The sequence below is a fragment of the Thalassotalea ganghwensis genome, assembly GCF_053485795.1.
Window position 1 is genome coordinate 99978 of the sequence record NZ_JBQRUM010000001.1, and the last position, 17842, is coordinate 117819.

The following is a 17842-nucleotide window of genomic DNA, read 5'->3' on the forward strand; positions in this document are numbered from 1 at the left end:
GCACTTTGATAACGTTTTACTTTTCAATCGGTTTCTATGTATGAAATGTTGCCACATACGGTTGCCATGTTGTAGCGATAATCACTCCACTCACAAAATTCATTCCAATGTTTGTCGGTCATGAGGTCATACAAGTCCATAAATTCTCTAAGTGATAGGTATCCCCAGTTAGGCGCATAATTGTAGTGAATTGCAATGATGCTTTTTCTAATATTTATTGGTAGTTGCGGTGATAAAGGAAAATTGAACCATGGCTTATTGAATGCAAATAATTGCTGTTGGTACTCTTGCCAAAATGATGCGCCGTTCTTGCTAAATGAAAAATCATATTGAACAACCAATTCCTCTGAATTTTTTGCGTAAGATTTCTCAATGAGAATGAGCTCAACGGTTTGCTTTAACCTTTGTTGGTTAACCTCATACGCTAATTCTACGAGAATTGGTTCATGCCAATTTTCTAAATTGAGCTCTTTGTTTGCTAAAATTCTCAACCGCCAATAATCATATTCTGTCGTAAGAAGCTCAGAAGTATAAAATTTCTTTTTCACAAAATGGGGATAATTGTTTCGAACGGACTCTGGTTGTAATGCATAAACATTTTTAGCTGAGGCAAATGTGCTTTTCGCAAAGGTGCCCATTGTCGAGCAACCCGATAAAAGCAATAGAGTGGTAACTGTTAAAAATAAAATGACAGAGTTGAACATAATTATATCGCACCTTAAATTACGTTAAATATTGATTGCTTTTAAGTTTTACAACAAAAAACTTGAAGCCGCATTGGTAGATTGCAAGCGTTTCAGCAATGACACTAACAACTTGCTCTGTTTTTTTTAATTCAACTCTTTGATGATGAAACGTATTTCAGCCAAGCTAAAATCCATGAGACGATTGCTAACGCGCTAATTCTTTCAATTTCAATTTAACCACCATTGAGTTGTGCCGCTTCTATTAGGCCTAAATCACGTATTTACTACTCCTATTGTCGCCGATAAATATCGCCATTTTATTCATGTCTCAGCCAATTTCAGTTTGTTGAACATTAAATAAATTTGAGACAGTAGATCATTAGATAAAAGCTGTTTTGTCTCTATTTTCGTTAATGACTCATAAAACTGAGTCCATTGACAAATTGACGGCTGGTAGTTTACTTAGCTGGCGTTAATTAAAAATTGGGATTTTATTGTTTATTTAAAACTCTTTTCAAACAGTCGGTTATATCTTTCTGTAACATTTTTACGATATTTTTACAATTTTTTTACAGTGTCGGTAGGCAAAATTATATTCCGTTGCCTATGCGCTGTTGTTTATAGTTAAGCTTAAGGTTGACAAAAGAGCCGCTAAAACTCCAGCTTAGAGGAGAATATCAAAGCGACTTAAAAACATCTTGAAATTGTTCACCGTGAGCAAGTCGCTCTAAATTTTGATAAAACGTTGCTGGGTTGATGTCAGCGGTGGCCATGCGCGCACTTTGGTAACGTTTTACTATGTTGTTAGTGTTAAAAAATGCTTGGCTAGAAAACGCTTGTTTAACCGTCACAATATCTTGTTCGCTGATATCGATATTTTCTTGTTTAAACGGTTTACGATGATCGACGAGTAACGCAATCCCTTCATTAAACCAAATAGGCACTTGTGTAAAGTGAGTAAACCATCCGGCTCGATGAAACACTTCGGCGTGAAAGAGTTCATGGGCGGCAACATCGGTATTTTGCCCTTTAGGGCCGAGGACAACGCAACTACCAAAGGGAGAATATATGGTGCTGCCAGTTTGATTAGACCATAAAGAAGCGGCTTGTTCGGCATTGTTGACGATAACGACTCGAGAATTCGCTGTTACAGGCCCGAAGGTTTGCTCGATTCGTTCTTTAGCGCTTTTGATTGTTCGTACAATGGTATCAGCGTCATTAATTGAAGGAGAAATGAGAATATTGGGGGCAATTTCACTGTAGCCTGACAAGGTTACTGTATGGCATGCAATGATTTGTCGTTGCGTAAAGAAAGCCAAACCAATAAAAACCGAAAGGATTAAGGTGAGCAGATAACGTTTATTGAATAATTTTTTCAGCATATATCACTATTTAACGGAAAATTGATCGCAAAGATTATGACAAAGTCATTTGAAAAATACTATCAACAACTGTTTATCGCTCGTTACCATCAAAAAGCTTGCTCATAACAAACATCCCAAAATCGATATTTTTAAGACTTCTTTTTATCCCATTTTCGAGATTTTCCTAGGCGAATATTTTAATTGATAATTATAACCATTTGTTTTTGTTGTTTTAATTTTTTTTGGCATTAGCTCTGCAACATCAATGAAAAATTCATTAGAGAATATTTATGGATATTGTTAGAAACTCAACCAAGAAAACTAAACTGCCGATGAAAGCACTAGGCGCTACTGCGGTTATTGCCGTGGTTATCTTGGCTATTTCTGTTGCACAGGGCTCTTCAAACAAGGTTACTGCAAAAAGCGTATTGCTAGATACTGTTGTGCAAGGTGATTTAAAACTCAATGTTCGCGGTGTTGGTGTATTGGTTCCCAAAGAAGTGCATTGGGTGGCGACTGAAGTTAATGGTCGCGTCGAGAACTTGTATATAAAAGCGGGATCAGCGGTAAAAGCTGGCGATCCAATTATCGCAATGAGTAACCCTAATTTAACCCAGCAATTTTTAGAAAGTCAGTGGGAGCTTGAAGAAACACAGGCTCAACTCAATGCTCAACAAGTTGCTTTAGAATCACAAGTACTGGATCAAGAAACCCTCGTTGTTCATAGCCAACTTAACTATGAGCGAGCGTTGTTGACGTTAAATGCACAAAAAACGTTATTAAATCAGGGTATTGTTGCCATTTCTAAAGTTGAGCATGAAGAAGTCAAAATAGAAGTTGAACAGCTAAAGCAACGCTGGCATTTAGAGCAAAAACGTTTGGCAAAATCACGCGAGAATCTGCAAGCTCAGAAACGCGCGTTTGCCGCTAGGCTAAAGCGAATGGAGCGCAGTGTTGCTCGAATGCAGCAGTTAGTTGATGGGTTAACGATAAAAGCCTCAATTGATAGCATTGTTCAGGAAATGCCGTTAGAACTTGGCCAACAGATTGTAGCAGGGGCTAATGTTGCCAAGTTAGCGCGAAAAGACGAATTTATTGCTGAAATACGTATTCCAGAAAAGCACATTTACCAAGTCGCGCTTAATCAAACAGTCACCGTGGATACTAAAACCAATCAAGTTGCTGGCAAAGTGATCCGCATAGATCCAGCAGTCACCAACGGCACGGTACAAGTGGACATTGAGTTAACAGGAGCTTTACCAGATGAAGCACGTCCAGAGCTTAGCGTTGATGGGATTATTCATGTCGCAAATCTCAGCAATGCTCTTTATGTAAAGCGTCCAATGTTTGCAAAACCACAAGAGCTGGGTGAAGTCTATGTTGTTAATAATGACAATCAAGTGTCATTAACCGAAGTGCAATTTGGGCGGTCGTCTCAAACTCATATTGAAATAAAAAACGGTCTTTTCGCGGGAGATAAAGTGGTAGTATCTGACGTGTCGTCGTGGAAAGAAAAACAAATACAAGCGATACAATAAGGAACAGCAATGCAACAACAATCTAACCTATTAGTGAACCTAAATGCTTTAGAGAAAGTTTTTTATACTGACGATGTTGAAACCCATGCATTGAGTAATATCAATGTAACGATAAATAAAGGTGAATACTTATCGATATCAGGCCCGTCAGGTTGTGGTAAGTCGACCTTACTTTCTATTCTTGGCTTACTAGATACGCCAACGGGGGGCTTGTATGAATTAGCAGGTCACGATGTCACCCATCTAAACAACGAGCAGCGCGCTAGTATTCGCAATGAAAAAGTGGGCTTTATTTTTCAGGCATTTAATTTGATCAGCGATCTTACGGTTGCTGAAAATGTCGAGTTACCGTTGTCATACCGTAACGATATTAGTAAGTCTGAACGAAAACAATTCGTTAAAGATGCATTGGAACAAGTCGATATGCAGCATCGTGCCAATCACTTTCCATCGCAATTATCAGGTGGACAACAACAACGGGTTGCGGTTGCAAGGGCTATTGCTGGTAAACCCGATATTATTTTAGCGGATGAACCGACGGGAAACCTTGACTCAAAAAATGCCAATGCGGTCATGGACTTGCTAGATAAGCTGCATGCCAATGGTGCAACTATATGTATGGTCACGCACGATCCTCGTTCAGCTAGTCGAGCAGAGCGTATTATTGAAATTTTTGATGGTAAAGTTGTCTCAGATAAAGCCGTTGAAACTCGCAATGCAATTGCCGTCTAGTCGGGTAGGGAACAACTTATGGTTTCAATTGAATTAAAGTATTCACTTAGAATGTTATTAAAAAAGCCACTGTTTACAGCGCTTACGGTGTTAATCGTTGCAATCGGTTTGGGGTTAACGGTTTATAGCTATTCATTGCTTAGTAGTCTTGTATTTAAACCAATGTATCTTAACGGAGAACAAGAAGTCGTTGCGATAGAAGGGCAATTTGATCATAGCCATTTATTTAGAAGTAGTGTTGATCCTTATCATGTCAACCTTGCCGCGAAGAAATTAGGAATATTTGAGCAGTATGGTTTTTATACCCAAGGTACGACCTTTATTGGTGGCAGCAATAGTCAACACAAAGCGTTGCATACGGCAAAGAAAATGAATGCTTCTTATGTGAGTTGGAATTTGTTTTCGTTTGCAAACGTTCAACCTGTTGCTGGCCGCGCATTTACTCAAGATGACTTTGTCGAAGGAGCAGAGTCTGTCGTGATATTAGGTTACGACGTATGGCAACGGTATTTTGATGGTGATATCAATGTGATCAATCAACCTCTAGCGTTAGATGCAATGCAAGGGCGAATAATTGGCGTAATGCCGCAAGGCTTTGCCTTTCCTGATACCGCGCAAATTTGGCAGCCATTATCAGAGCAAATGATTAATCCTACTGCGCCGTCACACACGAGCGTTTATGGCTATGCTCGATTAGCTTCAGGTGTCAGTGTTAATGATGCGCAAGCAGGATTGGATGCTGTCAATAAAGAGATTGAAGCGACAATTGACGAACAGTTTCGCTATCGTATTCCTGTTGGCAGTCGCTACTTACAGGTTAAACCCTATAAGCAAGCGAGTATCACCCAATACTATAATGTCTTTGTTGCACTTTTGGTGGTGGTGTTTTTAATTTTGCTATTGGCGTGCATCAACGTCAGCAATTTGCTATTGGCGCGGGTTAATGAGCGTATCAAGGAGGTGGCAATTCGCGTTGCGCTAGGTATTCCGCGCAAAAAACTTATTGTGCAAATGCTATGGGAAAGCGTGGTCATATGTATCACTGGCGGCGTATTAGCGTTATTGTTCGCAGCATATGGTATTGAGATTACTAACAACCTTTTTGATAACACCTTTGCGGTTGACCAACAAAAACCGTTCTGGTGGACCTTATCGATAGATACCAACGCTATCGTTATTTTATTCTTCTCGGTTGTGGCAATGATTTTAGTGACGGGCTTAGTACCTGCGGTTAATGCCATGAAAAATGATTTTAACGCGGTAATTAAAGATGGTACTCGTGGGGCGCTTGGGAAAAAAGCAGCGGCAACGGGGAAAGCCTTGGTTATTTCAGAAATTGTCTTATCTTGTGTTGTTTTAACGATGGCAACCGTTTTGCTAACCACAGGTTATTTTGCCAGCCAAGCTGATTATGGCGTTGAGACAGACTCACGCTTAACGGCGCGACTGCAATTACCACCAGAAAAGTATCCGGTTAGAAACAATACTGAGCATGAGTATCAAGATAGGTTGCAACGAGCGCAAGTTTTTGCTGATATTAAATCGGCGATTGAAAATAAGCCTAACTTTCATGCTGCCGCAATGATGACGCAATTACCCGGTACGGGTGAAGGCACTAGTTTTTTTGAAATAGAAGGTCGAGCTGCTGAAGTTTTTAATGAAAACCCTTACAGTAACAACGAGGTTATCGTTCGTGGCTCTTGGGACGCTTTAGGTATGAAGCTTTTGGCTGGGCGTAACTTTGATCATCGCGATACCCAAGACGGGGTTTATAACCTTATTATCAATGAATCAATTGCTCGAGATTTTTTTCCAAATGGCGATGCTGTAGGTAAACGTATCCGCCGAGTTGGCAGAAATGGCGCCAGCGACACATGGAATACTATCGTCGGTGTTGTCTCTGATACTTACCATGGTTCAACCATGCGCTCGTCCAGTGCTAGCTATAACTCCTACCACCCAAATGATAATATTGGCATGATGCGTATTTATGTTGCTGCGCATTATAGTGGTAGTGAACAGGCAGCTATTGCCGAACTGACGCAAGCGGTAGCTGATGTCGACCCCGATGTTGGCATTTATCATATTCAAAGCTATGCCAGTTTGATTGAACAGCCCATGAAACTATTGTTGTCGGTCAGTAAGATATTTTTATTTTGCGGGATCATTGCTGTCGTTTTAGCCGCTAGTGGTATTTATGCCATGGCGTCAAACAATATATTACAAAGAACGCAAGAAATTGGGATCCGCCGTGCAGTGGGGGCTTCCGATCGGCGCGTGATGAATATGTTTATTCAGCAAGCTTCCTGGCAACTACTGATAGGTTTAGCGTTAGGTATTAGCCTGGCAATGATATTGATCAACTATATGTCGAATACTCTGATTATCAACCCTGAAAGCTATGGTATCGCGCTATTGGGTATTCCTAGTTTAATTATTTTTATGGTGATGATCGCAACTTATATTCCAACGAAATCGGTGTTGAGCATGGAACCTAGCGATGCGTTGCATTATGATTAACTGACATGAGTTGAACAGGTGGCAACTGCCACCTGTTTTTTCATGACTATGTATGTTTCATAGAAGTATGTTTTATCGATGAGTGCGATTAATCGGTACGTATCGTAATGAGGTAAGTCAGAACAATGGCTAGACAAGGTCACAAGGTAAAGTAAATTAACGTAATGAATCCAAAACCAAGTATTTTAATTGCCGATGATGATGCTGATGTTTTATCAGCGCTAAAATTGGCATTAATGCCGTCTGGCTATCACTTGAACACTGTATCCTCTCCAGATGAAGTGTTACGTTTGATTGAGCGTAAACAATTTTCATGTATTCTTATCGATTTAAATTATAGCCAAGACACCACGTCAGGTGCTGAAGGCTTATCGTTGCTCAAGCGTATTCGCTTATCAGATCCTGATGTCCCTGTTATCGCGATGACAGGTTATAGCAGTATCGATATTGCGGTTGAAATGCTAAAAAATGGTGCTAATGATTTTATCGAAAAGCCATGGCGAAATAATAATTTGTTGGCCAAAATTGACCAACAACTAGCGGTTGGTGAGGTTCGCCGCAGCAACGCTAAGCTAAGTCAAGAAAATGCATTATTGAAGAAGCAGCAAGAAATCGATGTTATTGCTCAGTCGTCGAAAATGATTCAGGTATTGGAACAAATACGACGTATCGCCAAAAGTGATATGAATGTGTTGTTCACAGGCGAGAATGGTACCGGTAAATCGATGTTAGCAAAGTATCTCCATCAACATTCACCTCGATGCGAGAAAACCTTTATATCAGTCAATATGGGCGCGGTTAGCGAGCAACTTTTTGAAAGTGAAATGTTCGGTCATGTTAAAGGGGCATTTACTGATGCAAAAGACGATCGCATCGGTCGATTTGAATTAGCTGAAAAAGGAACGTTGTTTCTTGATGAGATAGCCAATATTGATTTAAAACAGCAAGCTAAACTATTGCACGTTCTAGAAGAAAAGCATTTTGAGCGAGTGGGTAGCCATGTTACCTTAACCGCAGATGTTCGCTTAATTTCTGCAACCAATGCTAACTTAGGGGAATACGTTAAGGCGCAGTCATTTCGACAAGATTTATTGTATCGCCTCAATACTGTTGAAATTCATATTCCTGCATTGCGAGAGCGTAAAGAAGATATTTTGCCATTAGCAGAATCTTTTCTGATTTCATTTGCAAAAAAGTATAACTTACCAATATTAAGTTTCTCTACTGATGCCAAGCAGAGCTTAGTTGCATATCAATGGCCAGGTAATATTCGTGAGTTATCTCATACGATTGAGCGGGCGCTGTTTTTAGCGACAGGAGAGCAAATAACCGTTGAAGACTTAAACATTCCAAAAGTGCAAGTATCACTTGATATGTCTAAGCAACAACCGACCTTAGCGGATATTGAAAAGCAAGTTATTTTAGAGCGCTTATCGCAATTTGATAAAGATCCATTATTAACCGCCAAATCACTCGGATTATCGCGAAGTGCATATTATCGGCGTTTAGATAAGTATCATCTAAACTGATGAATAGTCGCCCCATAAAAACAACTTCTTTTGAAGACAATATCACGCGATTTAGTTTGATACTTGCCTTATTGCCAAGCTTACTGCTTTGTATTTTCTTATTAATTAGTGACGTCTCAATCTATTTAAAAATTATACTATTGCTTTTTGTTTTCACGGTCATTGCCATTGGCCATTTGCTGCTGTGGCGTAAATTAAGAAATCAACTTAGAACAACAACTAACGTCGTTGAAGCGTTGATCACTGGTGATACCAGTATGCGCCCTAACTCAAAGGTTAATAGCGGAGCATTGGCCGAATTAAACCTACTATTAAATAAAGCGGCGATCGAGTTATCTGAGCAACGACTCCTCTCGAAAGAGCATCACTTGGCGATGGCTAAAGTAATAGAACATATCAATGTTGCGGTTGTTTGTTTTGATCAAAATGCTGCCGTGACGTTACTTAATCCTAAAGCGAAACAATTGCTGCAAGTAGGTGATGACGTGATTGGTATGCCAGCAAAACTGCTGGGAATCGATAAAAAGTTATTAGGCAACGTTCAGCAAAAAGTAGTGACACTGAATACGCAACATATTGAAAAAAAAGTTTACTTGCAAACTGATACCTATCGCTTACACGGTGAAGCTCAAACGTTATTGTTCATCAATGATGTTCAACAATTGCTGCAAAACGAAGAACGAATAGCATGGCAGCGATTATTAAGAGTTATGAGTCATGAAATAAATAACTCACTAGCCCCGATTGCATCGATTGGTGAGTCACTTGGTCAAATCGTTGCGCAGCCAGAAATTTCTGAACAGCAAAAGACATCATTGATTGAAGGCTTATCGATAATGACCAACAGGGCTTTGACACTCGATAGATTTATCAAAGAGTATCAATCGCTAACACGGTTACCTCAACCGACTAAAACCTTGTTTTCGCTTAAAGGGCTGCTTGAAGAGCATATCACCCTGTTTAATGAAGCCAATGTCTCCTTAATAGATAGTAAAAAAAACGCTGATGATATTGAAGTTTATGCGGACCGCACTCAATTGGCGCAGGTGTTAGTCAACCTACTAAAGAACGCGCAACAATCTTTTCAGGATACCACGGGTGAAATTGTTATTGATTGGCGAGTAGATTACGAAACATTGACCATCAGCATTTGTGATAATGGCAAGGGGATTTCTAACCCAGAGAATTTATTTGTGCCTTTTTATACTACTAAAAAACAAGGCAGTGGTATTGGCTTAGTGTTGAGTCGACAAATTATGTTTAATCACGATGGAGATTTAACGCTAAAAAATAATCAGTTAGAACCTGGTGCTACTGCGTTGGTTACTTTACCTATTATTACTGCTTAGCGTAGTTTTGATATTAATACCACTTAACGCAGTGTCACGTTAGTTCGTGATGGTTAAAACAGTGATAAGAACTTATTGAATAGTCATTAATACTTGTCATCGTTACTGTATCCGTTAACTCTGCCTATTTTTACCTCTCGATAAAAGCTGATTAACTAAGAGTGTTAAGCCTTGATATATTTCTCTCTCATCAATATTAACCAACGACAAATATCCCAAATAGGATGCGTATATCAATTGTGCCTCATTTTCAGCATGAATGCCTATTTTTTTTAGTAATGTATCGAGATAGTTAATTCGCAGTTTATCAATCTTGATAACGGCATCTAGTACGGTTTTATCTGAGCGCGCCCACGCTCGAATTGCAACTTCTACTTGTGTGCCGCCATATTCTTTTGGGGTTTGTGAGGCTAAGGTCATTAATCTTATCAGCTGCTCTTTAGGGTCACTGATGGCGTCGACGTCATGCGTGATAGCGGTATATGCCTGCTCTATCCAGTGATTGATCATCATGGTTTTAAAGTCGGTTACGTCTTTAAAGTGCCAATAAAAACTTCCTTTGGTTGACCCAATATAACGCGATAACTTTTCGGCTTTTAAAGCCTCAGGACCGTGTTGGGTTAATGACCTAAAACCTGCTTTGATCCAATCTACCGGGGAAAGTTTTTTTGACATCGTAAAAATAAACCATACGTTAGCGTATTGACAGGATAACGTTTTTGAGTAAACATACGCAACCGTATGGTAAGTAAAAGAAGCAGAATGAAGGAGTGTTTATGCGTAGGTTAGTCATGGTTTCAGCTGTGTTATCGGCTGTTATTTGTTTAATTCACATTATTGGTGGCGGCAGTGCGATTTATCATCTTATTCAAGCGAGTAGTTTATCTATTGAACTTAAAGCGGTGTCAGCCGTTATTTGGCATTTTGTTTCCGTGCTACTTGTCTTTTGTGCTATTGGCCTTTTTTGGAGTGCAAAGCACGTTAATATACAACTAGAAATATTAGTGGTAGCTATATTTGGCGCTTTTAGCGTTTTGTTTGTTTACTACGGTATCGCCACTTTTAATAGTGTACTGGTAATGCCACAGTGGTTATTGTTTTTAGTACCGACGTTGTTACTTGTCGTTGATTGGAAGAGAAGACGCCATGCTTGAGATTATATTGATCATTATTTTATTGAGTGTTGCTATCTTGCACCTTTTATGGGCAATGAGAATATGGTGGCCCATAGCAAATGAAGCAGCATTGGCTAAAGCCGTGGTTGGGATCAAAGGAATCGAAAAGATGCCTTCAGCATGGTTAACTTGGTTAGTAACGCTGATTATATTTATCGGGGTTTTACTGGTGGCCATGCTTTCTGGTTTTATTCCTTTATTAGTAGCTCATCAATATGCCGTTTTAGCGGGGTGGATTATGGGAGCGATATTGGTTGTGCGCGCGATTTACCCTTACCTGTTTGACCGCTATATAGCGCAAGAGCATGTGTTTCGCCGAATGAATAGAGCTTTTTATTCACCTATGATTCTGTTACTTGGCTTAGGTGTATGGAGCCTACTAATTTAAGTTGGCTAGTGAATAGCCTTTAGGAGATAGCATTGGTGTTAACCTTTTATGTCGCTGCCTTTTTATTAATTGCGCTTGCCGTTATTCATACATATTTAGGCGAGCGTTATATTCTTACGCGCTTATTTCGACGAGATAATTTGCCGAAACTGTTTGGTAGTGATGATTTTACTAAAAGAACATTGCGTTTTGCCTGGCATTTAACCTCTATTGCGTGGATAGGTTTTGCGGTAATCGTTATTCAATTAGCACAGCCAGAAGTGGATAAAACCTCAGTGGGGCATGTGATCATGATCACGTTTTTTGTTCATTTTATCATCGCGTTATGTGGCTCGAGCGCGAAGCATTACGCTTGGATAGCATTTTTGCTTGTCAGTGCGTTAATCGGAGCGGGACTCTATTTTTAGAGCAATCTATAGCAATTGCTCCATTTTTTGCAATACTTCATCGATTTCGATGGTTGAAAACTTTGCTTGTGTTAACGAGATGGAATTTTTGTGATCAACAAAACTAATCGTTAGCTTTCTTTCATTAAAATACTCCGCTAAATTTTCATCTAACAATAATGGATGGCTGGCAATATCTTTAAGGTTGGCAATAAAGCGTTTAGTTTCATAGGAAGATAACAAGCTAATTTGTTGATCGTTGTGGTGATAATCTACCGTTCGGATAAGGCCGTAAGTAGGGGAGTGGTATTCTAATACTTCGTGTTTGGTACCAAAACCTTGAAAGTTGTGTAATGACAATACCACCTTAACATCAGCATTATGGTCTTTAATTAATTGGAGTTTATGATGGCCATCGACGGTTTGGGCAATGACCTGCTTCTGATGCACAAAAACATGCCACTGACCGACAAAATGCTCAGCGAATGCTGAAACATTGAAAAGCATCGTTAACCATATTAACTGCTTGATCAACAGTGGATGTTTCAATTTATTCACCATGCACCTTAACGAGACTTTTGATAATACCATTACTGTACGTTAAAACCCTTTTGAAGGTCTGTAAAAATTTGTAACGGTTTGTGGCCTTAATATTGTTATTTAACCTCAGCTCTGCATAAGGAATGCATTTCTAACGCCTATTTTACTTACTTCTGCGTTATATTGTGGTGAAATTGCGGGCTATTCCTACAACAATACCCCTTGAATTAAGTAAAAAGTAGCCAGCTAGAAAATGACAGTGAGCTTAAGCGTTTGATTTTATTGTTTTCGTGCTATTTCTTATACAAACCTGAGGTTATTTAAAAACCGATAAACAACACGCCACTAATTAAGTAACAACCAAGGGTTAATCCACCCGCAAACAGTGCATAAGGTAATTGGGTTTTTACGTGTTCAAGTAAATCACACCCAGAAGCTACCGCACTGACTGCCGTCGTATCTGAAATTGGTGAGCAATGATCACCAAATACTCCCCCGCCTAAAATAGCTGCTAGTAAAAGTGGTGCCGGTAAACCTAAATTGATCACCAGTGGCATGCCAATTGGAATTAGGATTGCGAATGTTCCCCAAGAGGTTCCCGTGGTAAATGACATTAAGCCACCCGCTAAAAACAATACTGCCGGTACGAGAAATAACGGCAGATTTTCTGCGACTAACCCAGAGATAAATGCACCAGTGCCAAGGGCTTTTAGGCTAGCACCTAATGCTAATGACAGCAAAACAATGGCGACTAAAGGCAGTAGTTCAGCCATACCTTCAAAGCCTATTTTTGTCATTTGTTGATGGTTAAAGCGTTTACTGCTTATCATCATAATATAAGCGACAAGACATGCCATAACGGTTGCGTAAAGTACTGATTTTGAACCAGAACCTTCAACAAAGCTTCCATTACCTGTAATAAACATAAAGGCGACCATAGACACCGACAAGGTCAACAATGGGATAAGCATATAGCGAGGCTTACTCGCTGGAATATCCAATTCAAGCTTAGTCGTGGTTTTATGTTGCGTTAACTCAGCTTGTTTTAATGGCCCATGGGTTTTATCGGTCCAACAGGTATAAACGACAATCAGTAAGGTGATAAGGGCATAAAAGTTGAGTGGTATGGTTTGGATCAGGATAGAAACCACTGACTCATCAAACTCATAACTACCCATTAATCCTAATACATAGGCGCCCCAACCATTCAACAACAGTAAAATACAAATAGGTGCGCTAGTACTATCAATGATATAAGCAAGTCTTGCTCGACTCATACCAAACTTATCAAATAAGCCTCGAGCGAGTATACCTGACATCAACACGCTTAAGTTAGATTCAATAAAAATTACCACACCGGTAAAAAACGCTAAAAAGCGTGATCGTCGAGCACTGCCACTGAGCCCCTTTTCAATCAAAACATTGACCGTTGCCGTGACACCTCCTGAGTAGCGCATAAAGGCAAGCAATGCACCAACCAATAATGAAAACACTAGGATACGAGTGTTGCCGGCGGAGCTAAACACATTGACCACTCGTTCTACGGTTGCCAAACCAAACTCCGCCACGGGACTTGAGCTACCCGTATTGAGTAACAGCAATAATTCAGAGCTTGCCATGGCAAGTAACAAAGCAAGGATGACTTCTTTTTTCCAGAGTACGATAACAATCGCTAAAATGGGGGGGATTATGGTGATCCAATCAGACACAAGTGCTCCTAATTATTATTGTTATTGTTGGCAATATATATTCATGTGGTGGTTTGTTGTAAAAACAACGAATTTTTAAAGCGTAACCATAATATATTGCTGCAGGAAAGGCTAGCGCAGAGCATGCTTTGTCGTTATTTTAACGTCAAGGCAGTAAACGTTGTCGGTAAAGTATTGTGTGCTTTACCCTGAAGATAGCATTTATACCATCCGCAGAAACATTAAGCCTCTTAGCGAGGATTTAATGACTTTTAGGCAAGGCATTGATTGCCGAGAATGGTCATTCTCGGCAACTGCGTTCTGCGTTGCCCTAATGGGCCACATTCGTATGGAATTCTCGTCTAAGTTACGCCTATTTTAATAAACTAAAAATATCGCCAGCGCCATCGGTGTTAGAGTTTTTTAACTGGATTTCCATATTCTCGACAAAATAGTTATCGTGTTGGCGTCTGCGAGCATAGGTTTGAAACATTTGAATAAACCATTGGTCATTCATTTCACCATGCTTCTCGGCGAGTGCCGCCAAGTAGCAGCGTTGCATGAATAAGTCGACACTGAGAATTTTGAAGAACTGGAATGGCGTTTTATTGTGGTTGAACATAAACTGATTGTGGAAAAAATAATAAATCAAATAGTTGATTATCGTATGTGGTTTATCAGCTAAATACGTTTCGACCTTTTCGTTACCTGCTTTGAAAATATCTAAAAATAAATCGACTTCTTTAACATCTGGATGATCGGCTTTGCGTTGTTCAATGAGTTCAAACATGGGGGTTCGAACTTGATCAAATCGGGTTTGATTTTCAGAGTTTTTTGGCGCAACTTGTACTTGGGCATATAGTTTCGCTTCTTCATCAAGCTTGTAACTTTGGTTGGCAAACATCACCCATTTAAATGGGTCTTTTACCGGTAAGTCATCATACATTTTACTGAACGAACCGTCAGCGGTCATTTCTTCTGCTGTCCCGAGAAACTCAACTAAACGATTAACGTCATCTATATGTTGCTCACCTTGTTTTAAGGTCATTCCAATAGCGAACAAGCGGTGCTCTACAGGAATTTCCTCAAACAAAATCACGGAAAAACAAAAATCTCTCAGTATTGGCATCCATGCAGGGAGGGTATCTTCTGTGTAACCACCGAGGGTGTTGTGATTAAGATCTTGCAACATGCGTTCGGTGCGTTTAAACATAAATGCCGATGGATTAAATAACACGGCTTCAGCAGCGCTTGGACATGAAATACTTAGCGTCGGTTCGATTTGGTTACCAAACATCAGCATGCTTTTCGGATAATTTTGACAGGTTTTAGATAGGGCTTCATGACCGAGCTGTTTGTGGATCTCGCACCAACCTTTTTGATCAAGAAAAGGACAAAAGCCATTGTCTTTGAGTTTTATTTTACCCCAAGAGTGTTCAGACTCTCTGGTGTACTCTAAATGCTCATTGGCCATTTGTCTGACAATAATGTTTTCACTTTTACGCAAATTCTTAAAGGTTTTTTTATCAATGTTGATCTCCCAAGAGCGACAACAGTTGTCAACGCAATCAGCGCCTACGCAGCTAAACTCACTAAAAAACTCGGGGGTCATTACGCCAAACAGTTGTTTATTACTCATAGTGTCAAAAAACCTTTTATTGAATCCGTATTAGTTAAGCATAAGCAATTACTACACCACACTACCAGTGAAATGCCCGATAATCTTCAGATTTTTTATTGCTTATTTCAATAACTGGCAAATTAAGTGAACGCTTACCTTGCTTTTTTATTGATATTGCTCAGTTTGTTAGCTGTAAAGTTAACGCTATTGTGATAAACTGCTCGCGCTTTTATGGTGCTGTGTTGAGATACATGGCTTAAAAGGGAATGTAGTGCGCTTTTTGCTAATCTACAACTGTTCCCGCAACTGTAATTAGAGCTAGATCTGCATAACCACTGGTAATAGTAATACTGGGAAGGGTAGATTTGGGAAATCTCTATAAGTCAGGAAACCTGCCATATCAGATATTTTATTAAACCGTGCGGGTAACATGGTGAATAGACAATACTTGATCGTCTTTATGCGGCTAATGTGATTCAACCTAGTCAATGGCTATTAGTTATGTAAAGCGTCACCGCTGTTGATATTCCCTTCTTACTGCACCCTACTTATCGAGAATGAGCAATGACCGTGCAGTTATCTGCCAAGCAATTACATTGGCAGGCGGACAATAAAACGATTGTTAAAGACGTCAACTTTTCACTTAATAGTGGTGAAACGCTTGGCATTGTTGGCCCTAATGGTGCTGGCAAAACATCGTTACTTAAATGTCTTTATCAAGAATATTCTGCCGCCAGTGGCGAACTATTTCTAGGTAATAGGGCATTAAAAACGATCGATAGGAAAGCGATTGCTCAACAAATTGCTGTGGTTGCCCAGCATCATGATAGCGTCTTTGATTTAAGTGTATTTGATGTCGTTCATATGGGGCTCATCCCACACAAGGCGTTATTTGAACGAGATACTGCTGCTGATGATTTATTGATTGAACATGCACTCACAAAAGTCGATTTGCTCACTAAATCTCAACAAACATTTAAAACCTTATCGGGTGGTGAGCAACAACGTTGCTTAATTGCCAGAGCGATTGTTCAACGCCCTAAAGTACTGATTATGGATGAACCCACCAATCATCTCGATGTCTATTATCAGCATCAAATATTGGCATTAGTGAAACAGCTTGGCTTATCAAATATCATTACCATTCATGATCTTAATTTAGCGGCACAGTATTGTGATCGCATTTTATTGATGTCTGATGGTGAACTAGTGGCTCAAGGACATCCAGAGCAAGTATTTAGCCGACAACTGCTATCGCAAGTGTTCAAGCTCGACTGTATGGTCGATAGCAACCCGTTAACTAATACACCACGGGTGACATTTGCCGGAGTTAGTCATGGCCACTAGGTTATCACGTCAAACTAGTACGTTAATTTTATTGCTGATCTCGGTAACTTCAATCATTTTAGCGATGGGGTTTGGCAGTGCCGAGCTTGGCTTTAAGCAATTAATTGCTTGTTTAATCGGAGATTGTGAAAAGCCAATCTATAACACGATATTGACTGAAATTCGTTTACCTCGAGTGTTAATGGGGTTTCTGGCGGGCTTCGCCCTCGCAGGAGCTGGCGCTTTAATGCAAAATGTCACTCGAAATCCACTTGCCGACCCCTACTTGTTTGGTATTGTCGCCGGTGCAGGCTTAGGAGCTACCATCGCTGGCTATTTGCCTGAACCCTATCAAGTGATTGGTTTACCGCTTGCTGCCTTTATTGGCGCAATGTTGGCGGTAGCGATCGTGGTCATTGTTATTATGCAGAATAATTGGCGAAAGATAGAACATTTGTTATTAGCGGGTGTTGCAGTGTCGTTCTTACTGAGTGCAGTGACCAGCTTTATTTTGTATTTTGGGGAAGCTTTTGCCAGTAATCGCGTAATTTTTTGGTTAATGGGCAGTTTATCTCGCGCTGATTATCATGCCTTGATGTGGGCATTGCCTGTGATTATGGCATGTTTTGCTATTGCACTTGTCTATGCTCGTCAACTTGATGCGTTATTGTTGAGTGATGAAAGCGCCCGCACCTTAGGGGTGCATGTAGAGAAGCTAAGAATTTTAACCTTAGTTTTGTGTGCGGCGATGACCGCAGTGATTGTATCATTTTGTGGTGGCATCGGTTTTGTTGGCTTAATGATCCCGCATATTGTCAGGCCTTTCTTCGGGTTAACTGCGGCAAGGTTATTAATTAGCGCCGGCATTATTGGTGGCTGCTTTTTGGTGTGGGTCGATGTTTTTGCTCGCACGATTATCCCTGGGCAAGAAATTCCTATCGGTGTCATTACCTCAGTGATTGGTAGTGTCTTCTTTTTAATGTTAATGCGACGAGTGTAG

The 17842-nt window shown here is 40.0% G+C and carries 16 protein-coding genes and 1 riboswitch; of the genes, 10 read left to right on the top strand and 6 right to left on the bottom strand.

The genetic code is table 11. From position 1 onward, the window contains the following. Positions 1 to 23: 23 nt before the first annotated feature. Together ACSLUH_RS00420 and ACSLUH_RS00425 are read right to left on the bottom strand one after the other, a co-directional pair. Positions 24 to 704 (bottom strand): hypothetical protein, encoded by a 681-nt coding sequence (locus tag ACSLUH_RS00420; protein ID WP_448563441.1) that lies wholly within the window; start codon positions 702 to 704, stop codon positions 24 to 26. Positions 705 to 1363: 659 nt separating this feature from the next. Further along, complete coding sequence (locus tag ACSLUH_RS00425) at positions 1364 to 2068, bottom strand: hypothetical protein (protein ID WP_448563443.1); 705 nt, start codon at positions 2066 to 2068, stop codon at positions 1364 to 1366. 272 nt (positions 2069 to 2340) lie between these two features. On the opposite strand from ACSLUH_RS00425, the gene ACSLUH_RS00430 reads away from it, so the two are divergent. The 5 genes from ACSLUH_RS00430 (at position 2341) to ACSLUH_RS00450 (ending at position 9718) form a co-directional block, all read left to right on the top strand. After that, on the top strand, positions 2341 to 3588 hold the full coding sequence (locus ACSLUH_RS00430; RefSeq protein WP_448563445.1) for an efflux RND transporter periplasmic adaptor subunit: 1248 nt from the start codon (positions 2341 to 2343) through the stop codon (positions 3586 to 3588). Between the two features lie 9 nt (positions 3589 to 3597). After that, positions 3598 to 4320, top strand: coding sequence for an ABC transporter ATP-binding protein (locus ACSLUH_RS00435; protein WP_448563447.1), 723 nt, complete (start codon positions 3598 to 3600; stop codon positions 4318 to 4320). Positions 4321 to 4338: 18 nt separating this feature from the next. Further along, positions 4339 to 6840, top strand: coding sequence for an FtsX-like permease family protein (locus tag ACSLUH_RS00440; RefSeq protein ID WP_448563449.1), 2502 nt, complete (start codon positions 4339 to 4341; stop codon positions 6838 to 6840). Between the two features lie 164 nt (positions 6841 to 7004). Further along, positions 7005 to 8369: a sigma-54-dependent transcriptional regulator gene (locus ACSLUH_RS00445; RefSeq protein ID WP_448563451.1), complete on the top strand. Its 1365-nt coding sequence runs from the start codon at positions 7005 to 7007 to the stop codon at positions 8367 to 8369. Next, on the top strand, positions 8369 to 9718 hold the full coding sequence (locus ACSLUH_RS00450; protein ID WP_448563453.1) for a sensor histidine kinase: 1350 nt from the start codon (positions 8369 to 8371) through the stop codon (positions 9716 to 9718). Before ACSLUH_RS00445 ends, ACSLUH_RS00450 begins: the two co-directional genes overlap by 1 nt. Positions 9719 to 9832: 114 nt before the next feature. Here the strand turns inward: ACSLUH_RS00450 and ACSLUH_RS00455 are convergent, their stop codons facing one another. Next, positions 9833 to 10393: a TetR/AcrR family transcriptional regulator gene (locus tag ACSLUH_RS00455; protein WP_448563455.1), complete on the bottom strand. Its 561-nt coding sequence runs from the start codon at positions 10391 to 10393 to the stop codon at positions 9833 to 9835. A 101-nt stretch (positions 10394 to 10494) separates the two neighbouring features. Here ACSLUH_RS00455 and ACSLUH_RS00460 point away from each other — a divergent pair, with 101 nt between their 5' ends. Genes ACSLUH_RS00460 through ACSLUH_RS00470 form a run of 3 tightly spaced genes read left to right on the top strand, consistent with a single transcriptional unit; the run spans position 10495 to position 11688 of the window. Then, entirely contained in the window at positions 10495 to 10872 is a 378-nt protein-coding gene (locus tag ACSLUH_RS00460; RefSeq protein WP_448563457.1) for a hypothetical protein, read from the top strand. Then, positions 10865 to 11281, top strand: coding sequence for a DUF3995 domain-containing protein (locus ACSLUH_RS00465; RefSeq protein WP_448563459.1), 417 nt, complete (start codon positions 10865 to 10867; stop codon positions 11279 to 11281). Before ACSLUH_RS00460 ends, ACSLUH_RS00465 begins: the two co-directional genes overlap by 8 nt. Before the next feature lie 35 nt (positions 11282 to 11316). Beyond that, positions 11317 to 11688: a hypothetical protein gene (locus ACSLUH_RS00470; RefSeq protein ID WP_448564000.1), complete on the top strand. Its 372-nt coding sequence runs from the start codon at positions 11317 to 11319 to the stop codon at positions 11686 to 11688. Positions 11689 to 11694: 6 nt separating this feature from the next. Here the strand turns inward: ACSLUH_RS00470 and ACSLUH_RS00475 are convergent, their stop codons facing one another. From ACSLUH_RS00475 to fliB, 3 genes are all read right to left on the bottom strand, one after another. Further along, positions 11695 to 12216 carry a hypothetical protein gene (locus ACSLUH_RS00475; protein ID WP_448563461.1) on the bottom strand — a complete coding sequence of 174 codons (522 nt, stop codon included), beginning with the start codon at positions 12214 to 12216 and terminating at the stop codon, positions 11695 to 11697. 311 nt (positions 12217 to 12527) lie between these two features. Then, entirely contained in the window at positions 12528 to 13916 is a 1389-nt protein-coding gene (locus ACSLUH_RS00480) for a Na+/H+ antiporter NhaC family protein (protein ID WP_448563463.1), read from the bottom strand. Between the two features lie 352 nt (positions 13917 to 14268). Further along, the gene (gene fliB, locus ACSLUH_RS00485; protein WP_448563465.1) at positions 14269 to 15534 is read right to left on the bottom strand and encodes a flagellin lysine-N-methylase; all 1266 of its coding nucleotides are present in this window, start codon (positions 15532 to 15534) and stop codon (positions 14269 to 14271) included. A 197-nt stretch (positions 15535 to 15731) separates the two neighbouring features. Further along, a riboswitch (cobalamin riboswitch) is annotated at positions 15732 to 15930 on the top strand. A gap of 150 nt (positions 15931 to 16080) precedes the next feature. Here fliB and ACSLUH_RS00490 point away from each other — a divergent pair. Both ACSLUH_RS00490 and ACSLUH_RS00495 read left to right on the top strand, forming a co-directional pair. Continuing rightward, the gene (locus tag ACSLUH_RS00490) at positions 16081 to 16863 is read left to right on the top strand and encodes an ABC transporter ATP-binding protein (RefSeq protein WP_448563467.1); all 783 of its coding nucleotides are present in this window, start codon (positions 16081 to 16083) and stop codon (positions 16861 to 16863) included. Further along, positions 16853 to 17842 (top strand): FecCD family ABC transporter permease, encoded by a 990-nt coding sequence (locus ACSLUH_RS00495; RefSeq protein ID WP_448563469.1) that lies wholly within the window; start codon positions 16853 to 16855, stop codon positions 17840 to 17842. The genes ACSLUH_RS00490 and ACSLUH_RS00495 overlap by 11 nt, the downstream gene beginning before the upstream one ends.

Excerpts from the sequence above, each read along its gene's own strand:
- ACSLUH_RS00450 (WP_448563453.1), top strand. The coding sequence starts at position 8,369 with ATGAATAGTCGCCCCATAAAAACAACTTCTTTTGAAGACAATATCACG.
- ACSLUH_RS00495 (WP_448563469.1), top strand. The coding sequence starts at position 16,853 with ATGGCCACTAGGTTATCACGTCAAACTAGTACGTTAATTTTATTGCTG.
- fliB (WP_448563465.1), bottom strand. The coding sequence starts at position 15,534 with ATGAGTAATAAACAACTGTTTGGCGTAATGACCCCCGAGTTTTTTAGT.
- ACSLUH_RS00460 (WP_448563457.1), top strand. The coding sequence starts at position 10,495 with ATGCGTAGGTTAGTCATGGTTTCAGCTGTGTTATCGGCTGTTATTTGT.
- ACSLUH_RS00435 (WP_448563447.1), top strand. The coding sequence starts at position 3,598 with ATGCAACAACAATCTAACCTATTAGTGAACCTAAATGCTTTAGAGAAA.
- ACSLUH_RS00440 (WP_448563449.1), top strand. The coding sequence starts at position 4,339 with ATGGTTTCAATTGAATTAAAGTATTCACTTAGAATGTTATTAAAAAAG.
- ACSLUH_RS00455 (WP_448563455.1), bottom strand. The coding sequence starts at position 10,393 with ATGTCAAAAAAACTTTCCCCGGTAGATTGGATCAAAGCAGGTTTTAGG.
- ACSLUH_RS00420 (WP_448563441.1), bottom strand. The coding sequence starts at position 704 with ATGTTCAACTCTGTCATTTTATTTTTAACAGTTACCACTCTATTGCTT.
- ACSLUH_RS00490 (WP_448563467.1), top strand. The coding sequence starts at position 16,081 with ATGACCGTGCAGTTATCTGCCAAGCAATTACATTGGCAGGCGGACAAT.
- ACSLUH_RS00465 (WP_448563459.1), top strand. The coding sequence starts at position 10,865 with ATGCTTGAGATTATATTGATCATTATTTTATTGAGTGTTGCTATCTTG.
- ACSLUH_RS00445 (WP_448563451.1), top strand. The coding sequence starts at position 7,005 with ATGAATCCAAAACCAAGTATTTTAATTGCCGATGATGATGCTGATGTT.
- ACSLUH_RS00425 (WP_448563443.1), bottom strand. The coding sequence starts at position 2,068 with ATGCTGAAAAAATTATTCAATAAACGTTATCTGCTCACCTTAATCCTT.
- ACSLUH_RS00430 (WP_448563445.1), top strand. The coding sequence starts at position 2,341 with ATGGATATTGTTAGAAACTCAACCAAGAAAACTAAACTGCCGATGAAA.